The 20,897-nt window shown below is 68.2% G+C and carries 13 protein-coding genes; 4 read left to right on the plus strand and 9 right to left on the minus strand.

The features are described from left to right. Position 1: 1 nt before the first annotated feature. Genes AT700_RS08145 through AT700_RS08155 form a run of 3 tightly spaced genes read right to left on the minus strand, consistent with a single transcriptional unit; the run spans position 2 to position 9,548 of the window. A complete protein-coding gene (locus AT700_RS08145; RefSeq protein WP_003119646.1) occupies positions 2–1,330 on the minus strand; it encodes a condensation domain-containing protein in 1,329 nt (442 codons plus the stop codon). Beyond that, positions 1,327–2,493 carry an FAD-dependent oxidoreductase gene (locus tag AT700_RS08150; protein ID WP_003091709.1) on the minus strand — a complete coding sequence of 389 codons (1,167 nt, stop codon included), beginning with the start codon at positions 2,491–2,493 and terminating at the stop codon, positions 1,327–1,329. Before AT700_RS08150 ends, AT700_RS08145 begins: the two co-directional genes overlap by 4 nt. Continuing rightward, complete coding sequence (locus AT700_RS08155; RefSeq protein ID WP_048520870.1) at positions 2,490–9,548, minus strand: amino acid adenylation domain-containing protein; 7,059 nt, start codon at positions 9,546–9,548, stop codon at positions 2,490–2,492. The genes AT700_RS08150 and AT700_RS08155 overlap by 4 nt, the downstream gene beginning before the upstream one ends. Before the next feature lie 481 nt (positions 9,549–10,029). On the opposite strand from AT700_RS08155, the gene AT700_RS08160 reads away from it, so the two are divergent. Further along, entirely contained in the window at positions 10,030–10,635 is a 606-nt protein-coding gene (locus tag AT700_RS08160; protein WP_003091706.1) for an ATP-dependent Clp protease proteolytic subunit, read from the plus strand. A 342-nt stretch (positions 10,636–10,977) separates the two neighbouring features. Here AT700_RS08160 and AT700_RS08165 read toward each other — a convergent pair whose 3' ends face one another. Genes AT700_RS08165 through AT700_RS08175 form a run of 3 tightly spaced genes read right to left on the minus strand, consistent with a single transcriptional unit; the run spans position 10,978 to position 14,525 of the window. Then, positions 10,978–11,865, minus strand: coding sequence for a metal-dependent hydrolase (locus tag AT700_RS08165; RefSeq protein WP_003113144.1), 888 nt, complete (start codon positions 11,863–11,865; stop codon positions 10,978–10,980). Between the two features lie 9 nt (positions 11,866–11,874). Continuing rightward, positions 11,875–13,653: an SDR family oxidoreductase gene (locus tag AT700_RS08170; protein WP_048520871.1), complete on the minus strand. Its 1,779-nt coding sequence runs from the start codon at positions 13,651–13,653 to the stop codon at positions 11,875–11,877. Further along, positions 13,650–14,525: a M24 family metallopeptidase gene (locus tag AT700_RS08175; protein WP_003091703.1), complete on the minus strand. Its 876-nt coding sequence runs from the start codon at positions 14,523–14,525 to the stop codon at positions 13,650–13,652. Before AT700_RS08175 ends, AT700_RS08170 begins: the two co-directional genes overlap by 4 nt. Positions 14,526–14,950: 425 nt before the next feature. On the opposite strand from AT700_RS08175, the gene AT700_RS08180 reads away from it, so the two are divergent. After that, positions 14,951–15,649, plus strand: a complete 699-nt coding sequence (locus tag AT700_RS08180; protein WP_003119652.1) for a MerR family transcriptional regulator — start codon at positions 14,951–14,953, stop codon at positions 15,647–15,649. Between the two features lie 7 nt (positions 15,650–15,656). Here AT700_RS08180 and AT700_RS08185 read toward each other — a convergent pair whose 3' ends face one another. Further along, positions 15,657–16,571 (minus strand): LysR family transcriptional regulator, encoded by a 915-nt coding sequence (locus AT700_RS08185; protein WP_003113148.1) that lies wholly within the window; start codon positions 16,569–16,571, stop codon positions 15,657–15,659. An 88-nt stretch (positions 16,572–16,659) separates the two neighbouring features. Here AT700_RS08185 and AT700_RS08190 point away from each other — a divergent pair, with 88 nt between their 5' ends. Next, positions 16,660–17,115: a DMT family transporter gene (locus AT700_RS08190; protein ID WP_003091697.1), complete on the plus strand. Its 456-nt coding sequence runs from the start codon at positions 16,660–16,662 to the stop codon at positions 17,113–17,115. A 230-nt stretch (positions 17,116–17,345) separates the two neighbouring features. Continuing rightward, positions 17,346–19,424 carry a phosphocholine-specific phospholipase C gene (locus AT700_RS08195; protein ID WP_003113149.1) on the plus strand — a complete coding sequence of 693 codons (2,079 nt, stop codon included), beginning with the start codon at positions 17,346–17,348 and terminating at the stop codon, positions 19,422–19,424. A 57-nt stretch (positions 19,425–19,481) separates the two neighbouring features. Here AT700_RS08195 and AT700_RS08200 read toward each other — a convergent pair whose 3' ends face one another. Together AT700_RS08200 and AT700_RS08205 are read right to left on the minus strand one after the other, a co-directional pair. Continuing rightward, positions 19,482–19,982 (minus strand): hypothetical protein, encoded by a 501-nt coding sequence (locus tag AT700_RS08200; RefSeq protein WP_023096517.1) that lies wholly within the window; start codon positions 19,980–19,982, stop codon positions 19,482–19,484. Positions 19,983–20,047: 65 nt separating this feature from the next. After that, on the minus strand, positions 20,048–20,776 hold the full coding sequence (locus AT700_RS08205) for a hypothetical protein (protein ID WP_023096518.1): 729 nt from the start codon (positions 20,774–20,776) through the stop codon (positions 20,048–20,050). Positions 20,777–20,897: the final 121 nt, after the last annotated feature.

A 20,897-nucleotide genomic window follows, 5' to 3' on the forward strand; every position in this document is an offset into this window, starting at 1 on the left:
GTCATTGCTCCTCGAGGGCGGATCGTTGGGGGGCGTGGATCGCCGACAGCAGGGTGCCCAGGCAATCTTCGGCCAGGCGTTCGGCGCGTTCGCCGGGGACCGCTTCGTCGATATAGGTGAAGTTCCAGAACAGCCGGCCATGGCTGGAGTTGATGGCGGCCACGAAGTAGCCGTTCACCGAGATGCCGGTGAGGAACTGCGCGTCGGAGAGGCGCAAGGCGCCGATCCGCTCGGGGAACGGATAGCGACCGATGTTGGAGGAGCACAGGTTGATCGGCCCTTCGGCTTCCATGAAGGCCATGAATGGCCGCGCGTCGGCCATGCAGCGCGGCGCAGCGCTGGCGACCAGGGTGACCAGGTTGAAATGATGGCCCTGGCGACGGCGTTCGCCGAGGTCGTCGGTGAGCGCGCGGGCGACCTCCCAGAACGGCCGGGCGATGTCCAGCACCACCGGTACCGTGGCGACGTAGGTGCCTACTTCGTCGGGGCGCACCGGCGGCTCCAGTTCGTCGCGGAAGTCGATCGGCGAGCCGATGGCGATGTGGCTAGGGCGGCGCTGGTGGTCGTGGCCGGCGGCGATGGCCAGCGCCGCGGTCAGCGCGCCGTGTACCGTGGTGCCGTGTTCGCGGGCGCGTCGTTGCAGCTGTTCCAGCTGCGCGCCGTCCAGCTCCCGGTGGAGCAGGCGGGTACGCCGCGCTTCCAGCGGCACCGGGTTGCTCGGCTCGATCCGGCCCGGGCGGTGGCGGCCGACCAGCGCTTCGTCCTGGGCGGTCTGCTCGGCCAGGCGCGCCGCGCCTTCGTCGCCGGTGAAGCGGCGCGGACGCAGATCCTCCGCCGGCGGCAGGGCGCTGGCGGTCCAGGGTTGCGCGGCGGGGTCGGCGGCCAGGGTCAGCCATTGTTCGGCGAGGGTCAGCACGGTAGTGCCGTCGGCGATGATGTGCGGTACCACGACCAGCAGGTCGTGGGCGCCGGCGTCGGTGGCGATCGCCACGGTACGGATCAGTGGCCCGCTGTCCGGATCGATGCGTTCCGGCAATTCGCGCTCGTTGATTTCCCGCAGCCATTGCTCCTCGCCGCCGCCGCGCACCTCGCGCAGCGGGATGGGCCGCTCGCAGGGCACCCAGCGCGGATCGAGCCCGGCATCGTGCTCGATCCGCGCGCGCAGCAGCGGATGCCGCGCCTGCAGCGCGTCGAGGCCGCGGCGCAGGTCGTCGATGGACAACCGGCCATGGACCCGCACCCGGGAAATCACGTTCAGCGCGGAGAACTGGTCGCTGAGCCAGTACCAGCGTTCCACCGCGGACAGCGGGCGTCGTATCTCGGCCATCATTCGACTCCTGGGAAGGTCAGTGCCAGTTCGTTCTGCCGGGCGAAGGTTCGCTCCGGAGCGAAGCGGAAGTAGAGATCGCGGGCGACGGTGCGCAGCGGATGCTCCAACTGCTCGATGCGGCTCAGCGCCCGCGAGGTCTCGACCATCGCCCTGGCGCGGTCGCGACGGCGGTTCTCGTAGGCGCGCAGGGCGGCTTGCGGGTCGTCGATGGTGGCCAGGCAGTGGGCCAGCACCGCGGCGTCTTCGATGGCGATGGCGGCGCCCTGGCCGAGGCTGGTCAGCATCGGATGCGCGGCATCGCCGAGCAGGGTCACCGGGCCGTCGCCCCAGCGCTCCAGGAACGGTCGGTCCTGGGCCGGCAGGCTGCTGATGTCGGCCTCCGGGGTCGCCTCGATGACCGCCTGCACTTCGTCGGCCCAGCCGGCGTAGAGGCGCTGGATGCCCGCCTTGCCGCCGCGCCAGTCCTTCGCCTGTTCGGCCGGCATGTTGCGGGTGCCCCACCAATAGACGTTGCCTTCGCCGATGTCGGCGAGACCGAAGCGCTGCCCACGACCCCAGTAATGGGCGACGTAGCCCGGCGTCACCTTCGGATGGCGGAACGCCGGCGTGGCGCGCCAGATCACGTAGTGCCAGTCGGTGGGACGCTCCGGGCCGGTCATGGTGGCGCGGATCGCCGAGTTGAAGCCGTCGGCGCCGATCAGCACGTCGGCGTGCACTTCGCGGCCATCGCTGCAGAGCACGGTGACGCCTTCGCCGTCGGCGTGGCGCAGGTAGCCGGTGGCGCTCACGCCCAGTTCGATGCGGCAGTCGCGGGCCTGTTCCAGCAGCGCCTGCTGCAGGCTTGCGCGGTGGATCGCCAGGCTCGGCTGGCCGAGCTGACGGGCCAGGCCGCCGAAGTCGATGGCGCGGATCGGTCGCCCGCGCCGGGTGAGGAACCGTAGCGAGTCGAAGGCCTGGGCGCGGGTAAGGTCAGGGCGCACGCCGACCCTCTCCAGGGCGGTCAGCGCGTTGGGCATCAGCGACAGCGCCGAGCCGACCGCGCGCAGCTCCCTGGCCCGCTCGTAGAGTTCGACCTCGAAGCCGGCGGCCTTCAGGCAGGCGGCCGCGGCGAGCCCGCCGATGCCGGCGCCGGCGATGACGATCTTCAGGGGATGTCTGCTCATGGGCGGGTCCGTTCGCTGGAGGTGGAGGGTTCGAGCAACGCGGCGATCTCTGCCGCGACCGTCTCGACATAGGGTTCTTTCATCAGCACCAGGTGGTCGCCGGGGACGTCGATCACATCGAGGCGGCCACTGGTCCAGTGCTGCCAGCCGTTCTTCGGGTCGCCGTAGTGGGTGCCGGCGGCGTCGTGCATCGGCTTCAGCGCCAGCGGCAGCGGGCCGTCCGCGCGCAGCAGGGTCATGTCCTGGTCGCTGACTTCCGGGCGATAGCCGATGAGTGCCTGCCAGCTCGCCCGGAACAGCTCGTAGAGCCGCTGCACGGTGGCGCGCGGGGTGCCGGCGGGAAGTACGCCGGCCTCGATGGCGCGTTCGACGATGTGGTCGAGCTTCTGCTCCAGGCTCGCGCCTTCAGGCAGCGGCTCGACCTCCTCGTCGCTGCGCTCGAACCAGACCAGTTCCCAGTAGAAGAACAGCAGCAGGGCTTCGTCGCTGGCGCTGCCGGCGTGGTTGCGGTCGACGGTGATGGAGTCGAGCACGATCAGTTGGGCGACCGCCTGCGGGTCGAGCGCGCGCAGTTGCCGGGCCATCTCGTAGGCGACGAAGCCGCCGAACGACCAGCCGCCGAGGTAATAGGGGCCTTCCGGCTGCACCCGGCGGATCGCCGCGAGGTAACTGGCGGCGATGTCCTCGAGGACCGCCAGCGGCGTACTGCCCTGGCCGGTGCCGGCCGCCTGCAGGGCATATACCGGCTGGTCCGGCGGCAGTGCGCGGACCAGCGGCAGGTAGCAGAGCACGTGGCCGCCGAGCGGGTGGACGAGGAACAGTGGCGGGCGGCTGCCGCCGGCACGGATCGGTACCAGCGGGTCGAAGGCGCGCACCGCCGAGCGTTCCCGCAGGCGTTCGGCCAGGCCCTCCACGGTCGGCGTCTCGATCAGCGCGGCCATCGGCAGGTCGACGCCATAGCGCTTCTCGATCAGCAGCATGAAGCGCATCGCGCTGAGCGAGGTGCCGCCGAGGTCGAAGAAGCTGTCGCGGATGCCTACCCGGGGACGATCCAGCAACTCGCCGAGGAGTCCGGCCAGGGTGCGCTCGTAGTCGTCGCGCGGGGCCAGGTACTCGATGTTCGTCCCGTGCTCCAGCGGCAGTGCGCGCAGGGCGGCGTCGTCGCGCTTGCCGCTGGGGGTGAGGGCGAAGCCGTCGACCCAGGCGAAGTGTGCCGGCACCATGTGTTCCGGCAGTTCGCTGCGCAGTGCCTGCTTCAGTTCGGCGAGATCCACCGCCTCGGGCTCGCCGAGCAGGAAGGCAGCGAGGAATGCATCGTTGCCCTGGCGCTCGCGAGCCACCACCGCCGCGCCGCGCAGGCCCGGCTGGCGCTCGGCCTGGCGCATGATCGCCAGCTCGACCTCGGCCGGCTCGATGCGGAAGCCGCGGACCTTGACCTGGGTATCGGCGCGGCCGAGCCAGACGATCTCGCCGTTGCCGAGGATGCGCCCGAGGTCGCCGGTGCGGTAGAGCCTGGCGCCGGGGCGCCAGGGATGTTCGACGAAGCGTTCGGCGGTGAGTTCGGGGGCGCGGTGGTAGCCGCGCGCGAGGCAGTCGCCGCCGAAGTACAGCTCGCCGGTAACGCCGACCGGTACCGGGCGCAGCGCGGCGTCGAGCACCTGCACCTCGACCCCGTCCAGCGGCCGGCCGATCGGCGGCAGGTCCGGGTAGTGCGCCGGATCGCCGCTCAGCGAGTGGTAGGTGACCTGGTGCGTCTCGGTGGGACCGTACTGGTTCTCCAGCAGCAGCCCGGGCATCGCCGCGCAGAACGCGCGGACGTCTTCGGTGATGCGCAACTGCTCGCCGGAGGACACCACCACGCGCAGGGCGCCGGGGCGCACGCCCAGCGCGTTGGAGGCCTCGGCGAGGCGTTGCAGGGCGACGAAGGGCAACAGCACGCGCTGGACCTGGCGGCGTTCGAGGACATGCAGCAACGCGGAGGGGTCCATCCGCTCGCGGTTGGAGATGAGTTGCAGCTCGCCGCCGCCGCACAGCGTGGAGAAGATCTCCTGGAAGGCCATGTCGAAGCTCAGCGGCGCGAACTGCAGGGTGCGCAGCCCCGGTACGCCGCTGGCGACGCGCAATTGCCACTGGGTGTAGTTGGCCCACATCCGGTGGCTAAGCTCGACGCCCTTCGGCCGCCCGGTGGAACCGGAGGTGAACAGCAGCATGGCCAGCTCGTCGAGCTGCGGCGCGGCGAAGGTCTCGGGCTCGATGTCGGCGACCAGTTCCTCTACCGGCAGCACCCGTTCCGCCGCGGCGACATGGGCGTGCTCGGGATGCGCGACCACCCGGAACGGCTGTGCGGTCTCCAGGATCAGCGCCAGGCGCTGCGCGGGATAGCTGACGTCCAGCGGCACGCAGACCAGGCCGGCGCGCAGGATGCCCCAGATCGTCGCGATCATCTCCGGCGAACGGTTCAGCGCCACTCCGATCGCATCGCCGCGGCGCGCGCCGGCGCGGACCAGGCGGGTGGCCACGCAGCGCGCCACATGGTCGAGGTCGCGATAGGTCCAGCGTTGCTCCTCGAAGGCCAGCGCGGCGCTGCCCGGCAGCGCCTCGACCTGGCGTTCGAACAGGCTGACGACGTCGACCAGCGGCTCGGGCTGGGAAGCGGCGTCGCGGCGAGGGGCGAGGAAGGCGAAGTCGGCGGCTTCGTCGGGATGCTCGGCGAGGCGCCACAGGAGCTCGACGAAGGTCGCGCCGATCAGCGCGGCCTGGCTGCGGCTGATGCCGCGGCCGTCGCTGTCGATGCGCAGGTACATGCCGTCGCTGGGCGTGGCGATCACGTTGACCAGCAGGGCGAAGTTGGTTTCTTCCCAGACGTGGAAGTCGCGCAGTTGCCACAGCGGTTCGAGGACATGCAGGTTGACGTAGTTGAAGGCGCTGCTCAGTTCGTCGCCGACGATCTGCTGGATGGCGCTGAGCGGATAGCGGCGATGGGCGTGTCCGTCGCGCTCCTGGCGGAACAGCGCATCGGCTACCTCGATCCAGCTATGCCCGGCAATCTCCGAGCGGACCGGCACGGTATTCAGGAACAGGCCGACCATGCGGTCGGCGTCGGGCAGTTCGGGGCGGCCGTTGCTGATCGCGCCGGTGACCACGCTGTCGCTGCGGGAGAACAGATGCAGGGTCAGGCAATGGGCGGCGAGCAGCAGCGATTTCAACGGCAGTCCGCGTTGCGCCGCAGTGGCCTTGAGTCGTTCGAGCAGCCCGTCCGGCAGCGCTTCGCGATGGCTGGCCGGACCTTGCGCGGCTTGCGGCTCGTGGGCGCCGAAGCCGTCGAGGCGGGTCATCCTCGCGCCCTCCAGCAGCCCGGTCCAGTACCCCACGGCGGCCGGCGAAGCCAGCGCGGCCAGCTCCTCGCGGACATGGCAGGCCAGCGCCGGCGCGGGGCCCGGCAGCGGCTCGCCACGGTAGGCGGCGACCAGCGCGACGATCAGGTTGGCCACGCTCCAGCCGTCGAGGATCGCATGGTGGAAGCTGAACACCAGGTCCAGGCCGTCCTCGCGGACGAACGCGGCGAACAGGAACAGCCCGGGCTGTTGCAGCGAATAGCGATGGAAGCGGCGTTGGCGGATGTGCTCGTCGAGCACCGTCCCGGCCTCCGGGTTGCCGCGCAGGTCCAGGATCAGCGGTTCGCTGCGCGCCTGGGTATGCACCAGTTGCAGCGGTTCGGATGCGCCGCTGAGGTCGAACGACGAACGCAGCGCGGGATAGGCGGCGACCACCCGGTCCAGCGCGTGGCGGAACGCGGCTTCGTCCCAGGCCAGGTCGAAGCGGTAGTGGAACACGTCGTGGTAGACCGACGAGTCGGGGCGCTGGCGGCTATGGAAGAGCAGGCCGAGACTCAGCCGGCTGGTCGGGAAGGCGTCCTCCAGCCCTTCCAGGCGCGGCTTGTCGACTTCGGAAACCAGTTCGAACGGCTGGTAGCTTCGCTCCGCGAGCGGACGCACCAGGCGCTCGGCAAGACCCGCCACCGTCGGGTTGCGCATCAGGTCGGCGAGTTCGAAGCCCAGGCCGCGCCGCTGTGCGGCGGCGCGGATGCGCAGCATCAGGATCGAGTCGCCGCCGAGGGCGTAGAAGTCGTCGTGCACACCGACCTCCGCCACGCCGAGGACATCGGCCCACACCGCCGCCAGTTCGGCCTCGGTCGCCGTGCGCGGCGCAACCGCCGCCACCTGTTCCGGCGGTGCCGGCAGTTGCCGGCGGTCGAGCTTGCCGTTGGCGCTGAGCGGGAGGCTGTCGATGCGCACGAAGAAGGCTGGCAGCATGAAGTCCGGCAGCGTCGCCGAAAGTCCGGCGCGCAATTGACCGGGGTCGAGTTCCGCCGCAGCCACGTAGTAGCCGACCAGGTGCGTGCCGCGTACCGCCGAATCGCGTGCCACGACCGCGGCGTCGCGTACGCCGGGAAGCGCGGCGAGGCGGTCGCGTACTTCGTCGGGTTCGACCCGGTTGCCGCGGATCTTCACCTGGTCGTCGGCGCGGCCGAGGTATTCGAGGTTGCCGTCGGCCAGCCAGCGGGCCAGGTCGCCGGTACGGTAGAGACGGCCGCCGGCGACGAAGGGGTCGGCGAGGAAGCGCTCGGCGTTCAACTCCGGCCGGTTCAGGTAGCCGCGGGCGACGCCGACGCCTCCTATATATAGCTCGCCGACGGCGCCGAGGGGCTGCGGCCTGAGCGCGCGGTCGAGGACGTACAGGCGCAGGTTGTCGATCGGCCGGCCGATCGGGACCCGCGTGGGGTTGTCGCTGGCGCATTCATGGTCGGACACGTCGACGGTGGCCTCGGTCGGTCCGTACAGGTTGACCAGTCGCACGGCGTCGCCGAACAGCCGGCGGAAGCGCGTGACCTGCAACGGCGCGAGGGCTTCGCCGCTGCAGAACACCAGGCGCAGCGAGCTTGCCGCCGCGCGGGCGGTCGGGTCGCCGTCGAGCAGGTCGAGGAACGGCGTCAGCATCGACGGCACGAAGTGGATGACCGTGACCGCGTCGCGCTGGATGCTCCGCAGCATTTCCCGCGGGTCCTTCTCGGCGCCGGGCGGCAACAGCGACAGGCGGGCGCCGGTGAAGCTCCACCAGAACAGCTCCCAGACGGATACGTCGAACGTCACCGGAGTCTTTTGCAGAAGCACGTCGCGTTCGCCGATCGGATAACGACGCTGCATCCAGTTCAGGCGGTTGACCACCGAGCGGTGCTCGACCATGACGCCCTTGGGCATGCCGGTCGAACCGGAGGTATAGATGACATAGGCCAGGTCGCCGGGCGCCACGTTGGCCGCCGGCAGGTCGCCGGTGCTCTGCGGCAGGCGTTCGAGGTGCAGCACGCGCGTCTCGCCGAGGCTCTCGCCGAGTGTCGCCGCGCGTTCGTCCACCAGCACCACGCGGGCGCCGCAGTCTTCCAGTAGCAGGCGGACGCGCTCCAGGGGATGGTCGGGATTGATCGGCACATAGGCGCCGCCGGCGCGCTGCACGCCGAGGATCGCCGGCAGCAGGTGGGGACCGCGGGCGACCAGTAGCGCTACCCGCTCGTCGGTCCTCACACCCGCTGCGCGCAGGGCGTCGGCCACGGCCTGGACCTTGGCGTCCAGCTCGGCATAGCTGAGCGTGCCGCCGTCGGCTTCCAGCAGCGCGGTGCGTTGCGGGGTGCGTGCCACCTGCTCGGCGAACAGCGTGGGCAGGGTAGCCTGCTCGGGGAATGCCTGGTCGGTGGCGTTGCGGGTGTGGATCAGTTCCTCGCGCTCGGCGGCCGACAGCGGATCGAGTTCGCCGAGGCGGCGCTCGCCGCCCTCCACCAGGGCGCGCAGGAAGGTTTCGATATGCCGCGCCGCGGCGTCCATGGGGAAGTCGGCGTCGAACACATCGCAGGCGTATTCGAAATCCACCTGCGCGTCGCTGTGCCCGTCGAACTCGGAGACCCAGATGGCCAGCGCGTCCGGGTCATGGGCGTGGGTTTGCGCCACGGTCTCGACGCTGGCGCTCGGGATCGCCTGGGCGGCGGGCCAGCGCATGTAGGAAAGGGTGGTGTCGAACAGTGGCGAGGCGCCGCGCAACAGGTCGCCGAGGGGCATCTTCTGGTGGCGCAGCAGCGTCCGGGTCGCCTCGCGCAACTGCGCCAGGAATTCGTCGACGGTCTGTTCCGGCGCGGTGCGGATGCGTAGCGGCAGGGTATTGGCGAAGTGCCCGACCACTTGCTTGGCCGCGCGGTCGGCGCGGTTCAGCACCGGTACGCCGAGGACCACGTCGTCGTTCTGGTGGATCCGCGCCAGGTACAGCGCCACGGCGGCGGAGAGGAACAGGAAGGGCGATTCGCCACGATCGCGGATCGCATCGAGCAGTGTGCGTTCCAGCGTCAGCCTGTGGCGCGCGGTGCGGCGCAGCCCGGCCGGGCGCCTGCGGGTGAAGAGGGCCGGCTCCAGGCCCTCCAGGGCCTCGGCGAAATAGGCGCGGTCGCCGCGGTACTGTTCCGAACCGGAGTAGTCGTCGGTCTCGAGTTGCGCCAGGAGGGAAGCCGTCGGCATCTGCGCCTGTGGCTCGCCTAGCTCGCCCAGGTAGCCGGCGCGCACCCGGCTGAGGAATAGCTGCAGGCCCCAGGCGTCGCTGACGATATGGTGGGTGCGCACGTAGACGTAGAGCGCCTGGTCGCTATGCAGCAGGGCCAGGTCCACCAGGCTGCGGCCGTCCAGCGGGTAGGCGTGGCGGAAGGCGTCGCGCAGCCAGGATCGCACGGCGGCCTCGGGGTCGCGGTCGGCGCGCAGGTCGACGTGGCGCGCCTCGAACTCGGCATCCGTGTCCAGCCACTGGTACGGCGTACCGTCCGTCTCGCCGAGGCGCAGGCGGAACGCCTCGGTGTCTCGCGCCGCCTGCAGCAGCGCCCGTTCCAGGGCCTGGGTATCGACCTCGCCGGTGAAGCGGTCGTAGCTGAAGATGGTGTACTGGTCGAGTTCCGGAAACTGCGCGGCGGCGACCCAGATGTCCCGTTGGTAGGGCGATAGCGGCAAGCGAGCGAAACGAACCATCCCTGCGTCCTCTTCAACAATCCATCGATTCGGCGAACACGGGCACCGCACGCCTCGCCGGACAGGTTCCACCCGTCGACGTTTCAGCGCGCCGTAGCCAGCGTGGTTGGCAGGGAAGCGGCGGCACCCGAAGCAAGAGCGGGGTGTACTATTACTTTTGGCAGGCTCGAAGAAATAGCTGTTAATTCTTGCAGGGTAATCGCGTTGTTAACTGTTAATTCTGGTAGGTGTTTACGAGGCAACTTACAAATCTGTTAGGTTCCGGGAAACGTGCGTCGCGGCCCTGCATGGCTATGCTTCACGAGATTACCTTCGCCGGTCTTTTCGAAGTTGAAGCAAGCCTTTCGAAAGTGTCTGGCTGATGCATAATGGGCCGCTCGGAAGAGGCGCATTAACGGATATATATCCGCGCCCTGGCGAACAACGAACGCATGCCCTGAAAGGTTTGCCGGATGGATTACCAACAGTTCCAGGAGGTTGCATGAAAACCGATGACAAGGACCGCGAAGGCGGCGACTCCCACGGCGCCATCGGCGCCAAGCTGATGGAGTACGCGCTCAAGGTCAGGAAGGTGTTCGTCACCGGCGGGGTCGACGAGAAGATGGCCAAGGACGTCGTCCAGCAGCTGCACATCCTCGCCTCGATCAGCGACGATCCGATCTACATGTTCGTCAATTCCCCGGGTGGCCACGTCGAATCCGGCGACATGATCTTCGACGCGATCCGCTTCATCACACCGAAGGTCATCATGATCGGTTCCGGCAGCGTTGCCAGCGCCGGCGCGCTGATCTATGCCGCGGCGGACAAGGAAAACCGCTATTCGCTGCCCAATACCCGCTTCCTCCTGCACCAGCCGTCGGGCGGCATACAGGGGCCGGCCAGCAATATCGAGATCTACCGCCGCGAGATCGTGCGGATGAAGGAACGCCTCGACCGGATCTTCGCCGAAGCCACCGGGCAGACGCCGGAAAAGATCAGCGCCGACACCGAGCGCGACTTCTGGCTGAACGCGGAGGAGGCCGTGCAGTACGGCCTGGTCAACAAGATCATCGTTTCGGAACGGGAGATCACGCTGCCTGGCCAGTGAGTTACCGCAGGCCGGATAAATACGAAGGCGGGCGCGAAGAGCGTATTTCCCGATTCTCTTCTCGCTCGCTTTTCTTTCTTTAATTTCCGATCGATAGGGTAACTTTTCTTACTTTTATTTTGCTTGTTTTCAAAATGCCATCAGCAAGAATGGCTGACTTTTGCAAAGTCTCACGTCGCGCGCCCGTTATTTTCAATCATTCTATCGAGCGACATTTTTCAGGCTTACGGAAATTACCTTCCGTCTGCCGGCCTTGTTTGACTCGACCTGACGTAACAATGGACAAGCGCCGGGAAAGTTCCAGCTTCCGCGGCGCTTGCCGGTATTTCCAGTGAATTGTTTTCAGGCGTTCGCCGCGCGCCGGGCCGCCGGCGAGTTGGCCAGGTATTCCAGGGCTTCCTGGGTATTCGCCTCGTGCTCGGGGTGGTACCAGGGATTGAAGTAACGGGCGACGTCGCGGAAGGTGCGCGCGAGGTTCGGCAGCAGGCCCTGCTTGCCGAGCCGCCACCAGGTTCGTAGGAATCCCTGGCGCTTGGCGCCGCGCAGGCTCGGGTCCTGGTCGAGGAGGGTGCGGGTGCCGTCGGCGAGCAGGTAGACCAGTATCGCGATGACCAACAGCATGGTCAGTTGCCGGGTGACGAAGCTGCCGCCCAGATGCACGTGCAGGTCGTGGGCGACGCTGCGGTGCTCTACTTCCTCGGCGCCGTGCCAGCGCAGCAGGTCGAGCATCACCGGGTCGCTGCCGCGGCGATCCAGCTCCCGGGCCTCCAGCACCCACTTGCCGAGCACGCAGGTGAAATGCTCCACCGCGGCGATGATCGCGCAGCGCTGGCGCAGCCACCAGCCGTCGAGGGCGCGGGTCAGGCGGTTCTGCCCCAGCGGGTAGTCGCAGAGCAGGCGTTCGAAAAGGAAATCCATCTTGTCGGTGAACGGCTTGGAGTCGATGTCGAACCTGCTCAGGTAGCGCTGGATCGCGCCGTCGTGGGCCCGCGAATGCATCGCTTCCTGGCGGATGAAACCCTGCACGTCGTCGCGCAGGCGGGCGTCGCTAACCAGCGGCAGGGCCTTGTTGTAGAGGCGGCAGAACCACAGTTCGCCGGAAGGCAGGAGCATGTGCAGGACGTTCATCACCTGGGACGCTTCCGCTTCGCCGGGAACCCAGTGCAGGGGGGTATCGCTGAAGTCGAAGCGGACCTTGCGCTGGACCAGCTTGTGGTGGAATTCGCTCATGGCAGGCTCTCAGGAAGTCAGGTCGAAGCGCGCGAGAAACCGCGTGGCCCAGGGCGCGAAGCGCCATTGCAGGGCGCCGAGGTGCACCTCGCTGCCCACCGAGACCACCGCCTTGTTGCGCTCCACGGCGCGCACCAGCTTTTCCCCGACGGTGTCCGGGCTGAGCCGGCGTCGCTTGTAGAAGCGCTGGATCTTCGCCTGGCGCCGTGCCTGGCGTTCGGCGTCCATGCCGACGAAGCGGGTGGCCTGGACAATGCCGGTATCGACGAAGCCCGGGCACACCGCGGTGACTCCGATCGAACGTCCGGCCAGTTCCGCCCGCAGGCATTCGCTGAGCATCAGTACCGCGGCCTTGCTGGTGGCGTAGGCGGGGTAGTTGCGCGACGGCGCGAAGGCCACGCCGGAGGCGACATTGACCAGGTGCCCCGGCTTGTTCGCCGCGATCATCTGCCGGCCGAACAGGCGGCAGCCGTCGATCACGCTCCACAGGTTGACCCGCAGCAGGCGCTCCCATTCCGCGGGCGAGGTGTCGAGCATCGGTCCGGCCATGCCGATGCCGGCATTGCTGACTACCACATCCGGGACTCCGAGGGTGTCGCGCACCCACTCGGCGAAGGTCTCCATGGCCTGGGTATCGCCGACGTCGACCTGGTAGACATGGGCCGTGGCGCCAAGGGCGCGGGCCAGTTCGGCGCTGCGTTCGGCGGCTTCCAGGTCGAGATCGGCGGCGAGCAGGCTGGCGCCGCGCTCGGCGAAGCTGAGCAGGGTCGAACGGCCGATGCCGCCGCCGGCGCCGGTGACCACCACCAGCTTGCCGTTCATCGAGCGCGCGTCGGGCCGGACCTGGGCGCGTTGCAGGGCCGGCGGCGACTCGCCGGTTTCCTGGGCGTCGATGAACTCGCCGAGCCAGCCGGCCAGTTGCTCCGGCTCGGCCAGCAGTTGCCAATGGCCGACGCTCGCCTCGCGCCGCCACAGGCGTGGCGCCCACAGGCTGAGGTGCTGGAACAGCTGGGCGCCGACGTAACGGTCGCGGGTCGGTACGATCAGTTGCACCGGCACTTCGGTGTGGCGCTTGCGCGGACGGAACAGGCTGCGGATGAAGTTGCCGCGGTACAGCTTGACCCCGTGCCGGCCGTCGCTGGCCTGGGTCGGGTTGACCTGCGGATGGCGGACGCCTTCGGCGTGCTTCAGGAACTGCGGCCAGAGCCGGGCCAGGCCGGCGCTCCAGAGCAGCTCGGGTACGACGGGGGTATGGAAGAAGGCGATGTACCAGGAGTGGAGCAACTGGCCGAATACCGCTTTCAGGGCCTTCGGACTGCGCTGCCTGAGGTGTTCGCGCATCCAGAAACCGACATGGTCCAGGCAGGGCCCGGAGATCGAGGTATAGGACGCGATCAGCGGTCGGCACTGCGGATCGGTGACGCTTTCCCAGGTCTGGATCGAGCCCCAGTCATGGGCCAGCAGGTGTACCGGGCGGTCCGGGCTGGTGGTGCGGATCACCGCCTGCAGGTCTTCGCTGAGCCGCTGCAGGTGGTAGTCGCGGCTCCAGCGTGGCTTGTCCGAAGCGCCGGCGCCACGCACGTCGTAGGCGACGATGCGGTAGCGCCCGGCCAGTTGGCGGATCAGCGGCAGCCAGGTCTCGTGGTTGTCCGGGTAGCCATGCACCATCAGCAGCGTCGGCTTGCCGTTGTCCGGCGCGCCCCAGCAATGAACCGCCAGGCGCACGTCGCCGGATTGCACGAACAGGCGTTCCGGCTGCAGGTCGGGGAGGGCGAGGAGCGCGTTCATGCGGCCTCCCGTGCTTGCGGCAGCAGTCCGCGCGCCTGCCAGCGGCGGACGTGCGGCAGGTCGTCGTCGAGCCAGTAGGCGTCGTCTTCGGTGACCACCAGCAGTTCTTCGAACTTGGCGCCCACCCCGCGTAGCCCCAGGTGCGGTTCCACCGCCCAGAGACCGGGCGTCGGCGGGTGCTCGGACCGCTTGCCGCTGGACCACAGCGGCGACCAGCCTTCGCGCTTGCCGGTGACCAGCGCGTTGCGCGTCAGGGTGTACAGGTTGCGCACGCCGAAGCGCGCCACCGAGGGACCGCGGCGGTTGCCGAGCTTTTCCACGCGATGGGCGAGCACTTCGAAGGGATAGGCCTTGTGCCGTGGCAGGGTGCCCTGGATCACGCAGAGCCGGTCGACCGCCTGGCTGACTTCGGCCAGGGGGCGCCGTTCGCGGACCAGGTCAAGGATGGTGCGTCGGTGTATCAGCAGGTCGTCCATCAGCCGCTCCTGCAACAGGTTGTGGCCTAGTGCGCCGGAGTAGCCGACATCGGCGGTATAGGCGCCGAGGGTCGGCGCGCAGTCGAGGATGAACGGCATGCCTTCCTCCAGGCGCTGCTTGCCGGGGTAGAAGGCCAGGTTGAAGCCACCGAGATGACGCAGGCCGTCGAAGCCCTTGAACGAGGTGCGGCTGCCGAACCAGGCGAAGGGCTGGTGGAACCAGTCGTCGACGCCATGATCCTGCAGCCAGGTCTTCATCAGCGCCGCGGCTTCCCTCTCGCTGATGCCGGCGCGCAGTTCGCCGTGGATGGTTTCGCAGCAGGTATAGGCCAGTCGCTGGACCTGGCGGAAGTGATCGAGATCGTCGGGAGTGGGTACCCAGGCGCCTTGGGACATGGCTCTCTCCAGGCTGGCTTGTCGTTATTGTGACATTGATTGATGTCATGGTTGATGCTGGCCCATAAGCAGGCGTTGCGCCAGCCCTGGGAAGTCTCTTCACGCCGGTGTTACGGCACTTGCTACCGGCGCCGGAAGGCCCGGGGCAGAAGGCTCGGGACGTTTCCCCCGGGTTTTGGCGGTGGTGCCGGAGAAGCGGCTGACCGACGAGTCCAGTCTTTGGTTGGCGCCCGCGCCTCCGGACGCCGGCAAAGAGCGTTGCGCCCCCGGAGGTTGTGGCCGTTCGGCGGGCCTCGTTATGATCCGCCTCCATGAGCACACCCCTGACCCTTCTGCAGCGCCTGCTGCAACGTGGCGAGCAGCCGTCCGCCGAGGATGCCCGCGAATACAGCGTCGACGAACTGGCTCGCGCGGCCGGCAGCAGCGTGCGCAACGTACGCGCCTACCAGGACCGCGGCCTGCTGCCGCCGCCGGAGCGGCGCGGCCGGATCGGCGTGTATTTCGACAGTCATCTCAAGCGCCTGCGGCTGATCAGCCAGTTGCTCGAGCGCGGCTATTCCAGCGCCAACATCAAGGAACTGCTGGAAGCCTGGGAACAGGGCCGCGACCTCGACCATGTGCTCGGCCTGGACCAGGCGATCATCGGCGAGTGGAACCTGGAGACGCCCGGCAGCATCGGCTTCGACGAACTCCAGGCGATCTTCGGCGACGAACTGAACGACCGGGTGATCGACAAGGCCCAGGCGCTGGGCCTGCTGCTGTTCGACGGCGAGCGCATGAAGATCCCCAGTCCACGGCTGTTCCAGGCCGGGCTGGAACTGTACCGCAGCGGCATCCCGCTGGAGGCGCTGCTCGATCAACTCGGCGAGTTGCGCAGCGACACCGAGCATCTGGCGGCGGGAATCGTCCGCCTGATCGTCACCCACCTGGTGGACGGCCGCGGCACCGACCTGCTGCCCGGGGCGCCGGACCTGCAGGAGCTGGCCAAGGTGTTCCTGCGCCTGCGCCCGCTGGCGGAACACGTGGTCCAGGTGGAACTGGCGCGCGGCCTCAAGCTGTCGGCCAACGAAATGCTCGGCGAGCGTGTCGGCGAGATGCTGCGCAAGCTGGAAAAGCCTTCCTGACTCTTCTTCAGATCTTCCGCGCCGCCGCCTGGATCTGTTCCCGCAGCCAGGCGCCGGCCGCTTCGCGCTCGGCGTCGCCGCGCCAGATCTGCACATAGTCGAAGCGCGGGATCGCCAGCGGCGGCTCGCAGAGCGCCAGTTCCTCGGGTAGCCGCAACCTTTCGAGGGTGCGTTCGGCGATGGTCAGTACCAGGTCGGTGCCGGCCAGCAGCGCCGGGGCCACGGTGAAGTGCGGCAGGGTCAGCGCCACCTGCCGGCGCAGGCCGCGTTTTTCCAGGGCGCTGTCGACTTCCTCGGCCGGGTTGTCCTGTAGCGAGACGCGCACGTGGCGGGCCGCCAGGTAGCGGTCGAGGGACAGGCCGTCGGGGCGGTCGAACAGGCTGCGCCGACAGACGCAGACGAAACGCTCCTCGAACAGGCGCCTGGCGCGCACGCCCTCCGGAAGCAGGGGGAATACCCCCAGCGCGCAGTCCAGCTGTCCTTCGGCGACCTGACGGGCGGTTTCCAGGCGCGGTTCCTGGACTATCCCGAAGCTCACCCCGGGCGCCAGCGCCTGTTGCTGGCGCAGCAGCGCCGGCAGCACCACCCAGGCGCCGTAGTCGGACATGCCCAGGCGGAAGTGGCGTCGGCTGCGCACCGGTTCGAAGGTCGGCCCGCCGATCACCCCGCGTACCTGGTCGAGGCTGGCCTGGAGCTTCGGCGCCAGCTCCAGCGCCAGGCTGGTCAACTGCATGCGGCTTTTCACCCGCACCAGCAGTGGATCGCCGAACAGTTCGCGGAGACGCCCGAGGGCGTGGCTGACCGCCGGCTGCGACATGGCCAGGCGCTGCGCCGCGCGGGACACGTGGCGCTCGCTGAGGAGCGCGTCGAGCACCACCAGCAGGTTGAGGTCGATACGGCGTAGGTCATGAATCTGCTGCATGGAAGGTGTACCAACTATCGATTTCCATTCGCGAAGTGGATAGCAAAAACTCTGCTCCAGAGGCAAGGGCCGGAGGAGGAGAATCAGCATGCCCAATTATCTGATGGTACTGATGGCAGTTTCGGTGGGCGGCATGGTGGTGCTGCAGGCCGGCAGCAACGCCTTGCTCGGGCGCCTGCTCGGCCATCCGCTGAGCGCCAGCCTGACTTCGCTGGGCGTCAGCCTCGGGGTGGTCAGCCTGGGCCTGCTGCTGGTGCGGGTGCCGCTGCCGGCTACCGCCAGCCTCGGCGGCGCGCCCTGGTGGAGCTGGCTCGGCGGGCTGTTCGGCGCGGCCTACCTGACGGTGGCGATCCTGGTCGCGCCGCGCCTGGGTGCCGCCACTTTCATCGCGTGCGTGGTGGCCGGGCAGATGCTGGTCTCGGCGCTCTGCGACCAGTTCGGCTGGGCCGGTTTCCCGGTGCGCCGTTTGTCCTGGGAGGGCTATCTCGGCCTGGCGCTGGTGGTGGCGGGGGTATTGCTCCTGCAATGGCGGGGAAGAGCGTGAGGAGAGTGCCGGCGAAGGCTGTCAAGTGGAATCTGGCCTAGACCAAAATCTTGATCTCAAATTGTGATGAAGTTGGCATGAATAGTTGTTGCAAAGCGTGTTGAAACCAAAGCGTCTTTTTCCCTCACTAGCGTCGTCGGGGTTCGAACAGCTTGCTGCCGAGTGAGCCTGCGGGCGTCATGGATGCGCTCGGCAGCCCTGTGCCACACCCTGACCTGGTGAGTCCCCCGATGATTTCGAAAAGCAGAAGAAGCTTCATCCGCCTGGCCGCCGGTACGGTCGGCGCCACCGTCGCCACCAGCATGCTGCCGTCGAGCATCCAGGCGGCCCTGGCGATTCCCGCGCACCGCCGGCATGGCAACCTCAAGGACGTCGAGCACGTGGTGATCCTGATGCAGGAGAACCGCTCCTTCGACCACTATTTCGGCACCCTCAAGGGCGTCCGCGGCTTCGGCGACCGCATGGCGATCCCGCTGCCCGATGGCCAGCGGGTCTGGCACCAGAAGGGCAGCAAGGGCGAGATCCTGCCCTACCACTTCGACACCAGCACCACCAGCGCCCAGCGCGTCGACGGCACCCCGCACACCTGGCCGGACGCCCAGCAGGCCTGGAACGAAGGGCGCATGGACAAGTGGTTGCCGGCCAAGACCGAGCGTTCCCTGGGCTACTACAAGGAGCAGGACATCGCCTTCCAGTTCGCGATGGCCAACGCCTTCACCATCTGCGACGCCTATCACTGCTCGTTCCAGGGCGGCACCAACCCCAACCGGCTGTTCCTCTGGACCGGCACCAACGACCCGCTCGGCCAGCACGGTGGTCCGGTAACCACCAACGACCACGACAGCAACGGCCCGGTGGAGCAGGGCTACACCTGGACCACCTATCCCGAGCGCCTGCAGGCTGCCGGCATCACCTGGCGGGTCTACCAGGACATGGCCGACAACTTCTCCGACAACCCGCTGATCGGCTTCCGCCAGTACCGCGCCGCGGCGCCTGACTCGCCGCTGATCGTCAACGGCCTGAGCACCTGGAAGCTCGATGCGCTGAAGCGCGACGTGCTGGCCAACAGCCTGCCGCAGGTGTCCTGGATCGTCGCCCCGGCCAAGTACTCCGAACACCCCGGCCCGTCCAGCCCGATCTGGGGGGCCGAGTACACTTCCTGGGTACTCGACGCGCTGACCGCCAACCCGGAGGTCTGGAGCAAGACCGCGCTGCTGGTGATGTTCGACGAGAACGACGGCTTCTTCGACCACGTCGCCCCGCCGGCCGCGCCGAGCCTGAACAAGGACGGCACGCTGCGCGGCAAGACCACCGCCGACGCCACCCTCGAATGGCACACCAAGGGCGATATCCGTTATCGCAACCAGCCCTACGGCCTCGGCCCGCGGGTGCCGATGTACGTGATCTCGCCGTGGAGCAAGGGCGGCTGGGTCAACTCCCAGGTGTTCGACCACACCTCGGTGATCCGCTTCCTGGAGCAGCGCTTCGGGGTCATGGAGCCGAATATCAGTCCCTGGCGTCGTGCCGTCTGCGGCGACCTGACCTCGGCGTTCAACTTCGCCAACCCGAACAACGAGCCGTTCCCCGAACTGCCCGACACCAGCCAGGCCGACGCCATCGTCGCCAGCCAGATCAAGCTGCCGAAGCCGAAGCCGCCGGCGGTGGCCGCCATGCCCAAGCAGGAAATGGGCATCCGTCCGGCCCGCGCCTTGCCCTACGAGCTGGGCGTGCATGCGCGCTACCGCAGCGGCGGAGATGCGCTGAGCCTGACCTTCGCCAACACCGGCAAGGCCGGCGCGGTGTTCCAGGTGTTCGACCTGCTCGACAGCGAGAACCCGCCGAAACGCTACACCGTCGGCGCGCGCAAGCGCCTGCACGACAGCTTCCAGGGCGACGCCAGCGGCGACTACCACCTGGAAGTGCACGGTCCGAACGGTTTCCTCCGGGTCTTTCGCGGCAACCTGCGGCGCGACCTGGCGGAGCGCAAGGCGCCGCTGCCGGAAGTGCGGATCGACTACGAGCCGCTGTTCGGCAACCTGCGCGTGCAACTGATCAACCGTGGCCGCCATCCGGTCAAGCTGACGGTCAAGGACAACGTCTATCGCCAGGGCGAGCGGCGTACCGTCAACGTGCCGCCGGGACAGCGCCGGGAAGTCCGCTATTCGCTGCGCAGCAGCGGCAACTGGTACGACTTCAGCGTCAGCGCGCAGGGGGCGGACAGCTTCCTGCGGCGTTTCAGCGGTCGCATGGAAGATGGTCGCTCCGGCTTCAGCGATCCGGGCATGGGCCTGGGCACGCTGACCTTCTGACCCGGACGGCCGCGCCGGCTCCCTGCAATGGGGCGGCCGGCGCGGACGGCCTGCGCCCTAGTCGAGGGGAACCGGGTAGAGGGTATTGAGGATCCACTTGCCGTCCTTCAGGACGAAACCGTACGAAATCTCCTTGGCCATGTACGTATCCCAGCGCGTGCAGGCGCCCTGGCCGTCGGCCTGCTTGCAGGAGTAGGCATCGATCTTGCCCATGTGCAGCTTCTCCAGGGAAACCACCTGGAACTTGCTGTTGCCGCTGCAGGCCACCGGATTGTCGATGTATCTGTACTGGCGCCAGGCCGCGTCGTAGTTGCCTCTCGACTTGAACAGGGTCTTGTCTTTCTGCGACGAGCCGGACGGCGGCGTCATCCCGTAGATGTGCTGGGTCACGTGGCCGCCCATCGAGGTATTGCGCGTGGCGTCGGCGCTTTGCTGCACGCTGGTGATGTCGCGGCAGGCGGCGGCGTTGGCCGAGGAGGCCAGCAGCAGAAGGGCGGAGAAACCCAGGCCGGCGACGCACTGGCGTGCGTCGGGGCGGGGCAGTGAAAAGCGGTTCATCGGCGGCTCCTGTGAGATGGATTGCTTATGAAGGAACGCCGCCGCGCAGTTTTCGTGAAGATGCCTCAGTCGCGATAGCGTGGTGGCGGCGCGTAGCCGCCGCCGTTCCGGGCGTCGGCGGGAAATGCCTGCGGTCCGTCGGCCGGCGCCTCGCGACCGCTGGCCGGAGCGTCCAGCTCGAACAGGGCCACGCCGATCACGCCGAGGTTGCGGCTGTCGCCGGCCGTGCTGTTGCTGGCGTAGGCATCGTCGGGGCTGGCGAAGCGGAACGCCGCGACTTCCCGTTCGTTCTTGCGGAAGCCCTCGATCACCAGGCTCTCGCCCGGTTCCAGCACATAGCCGCGGTTCTTCAGGCTGCCCGGCTGGCCGTTGAGCACGTCCAGGCCGTCTACCGTGGCGACCACCTCGTAGGTCGCGCTGCCGAGGTTGTTCAGCCACAGTCGGTAGCGCTGGCCTTCACGACCCTGCAATTGCAGGGTGCTGCGGTGCTGCACGAGGTCGAACTTGCCGCCATCCTCGTCGAGTACGGCGAAGCCCACCCTGCCCTTGGCCAGGGGCAGTTCCTTGATGGCACGTCCATCGAAGCGGCTCGCGCTGTAGAACACCTGGCGGCGATCGACCGGTTGCTCCGATAGACGTCGCAGGGCCACCGAGGTGACCGGCGAGGCGACGCCTTCGCCCCATTGGGTGCCGAGCCGCTGCTCGGTCGGCGCGCCGGCCTGCTGTTGGGGCAGGCTGCAGCCGCCGAGGGCCAGCAGGCCCAGCAGTAATGCGGATAGCAGTGGTTTGCGCATGGTTCCTTCCTCTCCCTGGACACCTGGAGGCGGGGTGCCTCCCTGATGGCTCCGAGCACCGATGATGCCCGATCTTCGGCGGGCTTCGTAAATTTCCTCGAACGGGCGCGGCGGCGCGTCT

Origin of the sequence: Pseudomonas aeruginosa (genome assembly GCF_001457615.1) — a bacterium.
Taxonomy (GTDB): domain Bacteria; phylum Pseudomonadota; class Gammaproteobacteria; order Pseudomonadales; family Pseudomonadaceae; genus Pseudomonas; species Pseudomonas aeruginosa.

Bases quoted from the DNA above. Each gene is read 5' to 3' on its own strand.
- AT700_RS08145 (WP_003119646.1), bottom strand. From the start codon at position 1,330: ATGATGGCCGAGATACGACGCCCGCTGTCCGCGGTGGAACGCTGGTAC.
- AT700_RS08150 (WP_003091709.1), bottom strand. From the start codon at position 2,493: ATGAGCAGACATCCCCTGAAGATCGTCATCGCCGGCGCCGGCATCGGC.
- AT700_RS08155 (WP_048520870.1), bottom strand. From the start codon at position 9,548: ATGGTTCGTTTCGCTCGCTTGCCGCTATCGCCCTACCAACGGGACATC.
- AT700_RS08160 (WP_003091706.1), top strand. From the start codon at position 10,030: ATGAAAACCGATGACAAGGACCGCGAAGGCGGCGACTCCCACGGCGCC.
- AT700_RS08165 (WP_003113144.1), bottom strand. From the start codon at position 11,865: ATGAGCGAATTCCACCACAAGCTGGTCCAGCGCAAGGTCCGCTTCGAC.
- AT700_RS08170 (WP_048520871.1), bottom strand. From the start codon at position 13,653: ATGAACGCGCTCCTCGCCCTCCCCGACCTGCAGCCGGAACGCCTGTTC.
- AT700_RS08175 (WP_003091703.1), bottom strand. From the start codon at position 14,525: ATGTCCCAAGGCGCCTGGGTACCCACTCCCGACGATCTCGATCACTTC.
- AT700_RS08185 (WP_003113148.1), bottom strand. From the start codon at position 16,571: ATGCAGCAGATTCATGACCTACGCCGTATCGACCTCAACCTGCTGGTG.
- AT700_RS08190 (WP_003091697.1), top strand. From the start codon at position 16,660: ATGCCCAATTATCTGATGGTACTGATGGCAGTTTCGGTGGGCGGCATG.
- AT700_RS08195 (WP_003113149.1), top strand. From the start codon at position 17,346: ATGATTTCGAAAAGCAGAAGAAGCTTCATCCGCCTGGCCGCCGGTACG.
- AT700_RS08200 (WP_023096517.1), bottom strand. From the start codon at position 19,982: ATGAACCGCTTTTCACTGCCCCGCCCCGACGCACGCCAGTGCGTCGCC.
- AT700_RS08205 (WP_023096518.1), bottom strand. From the start codon at position 20,776: ATGCGCAAACCACTGCTATCCGCATTACTGCTGGGCCTGCTGGCCCTC.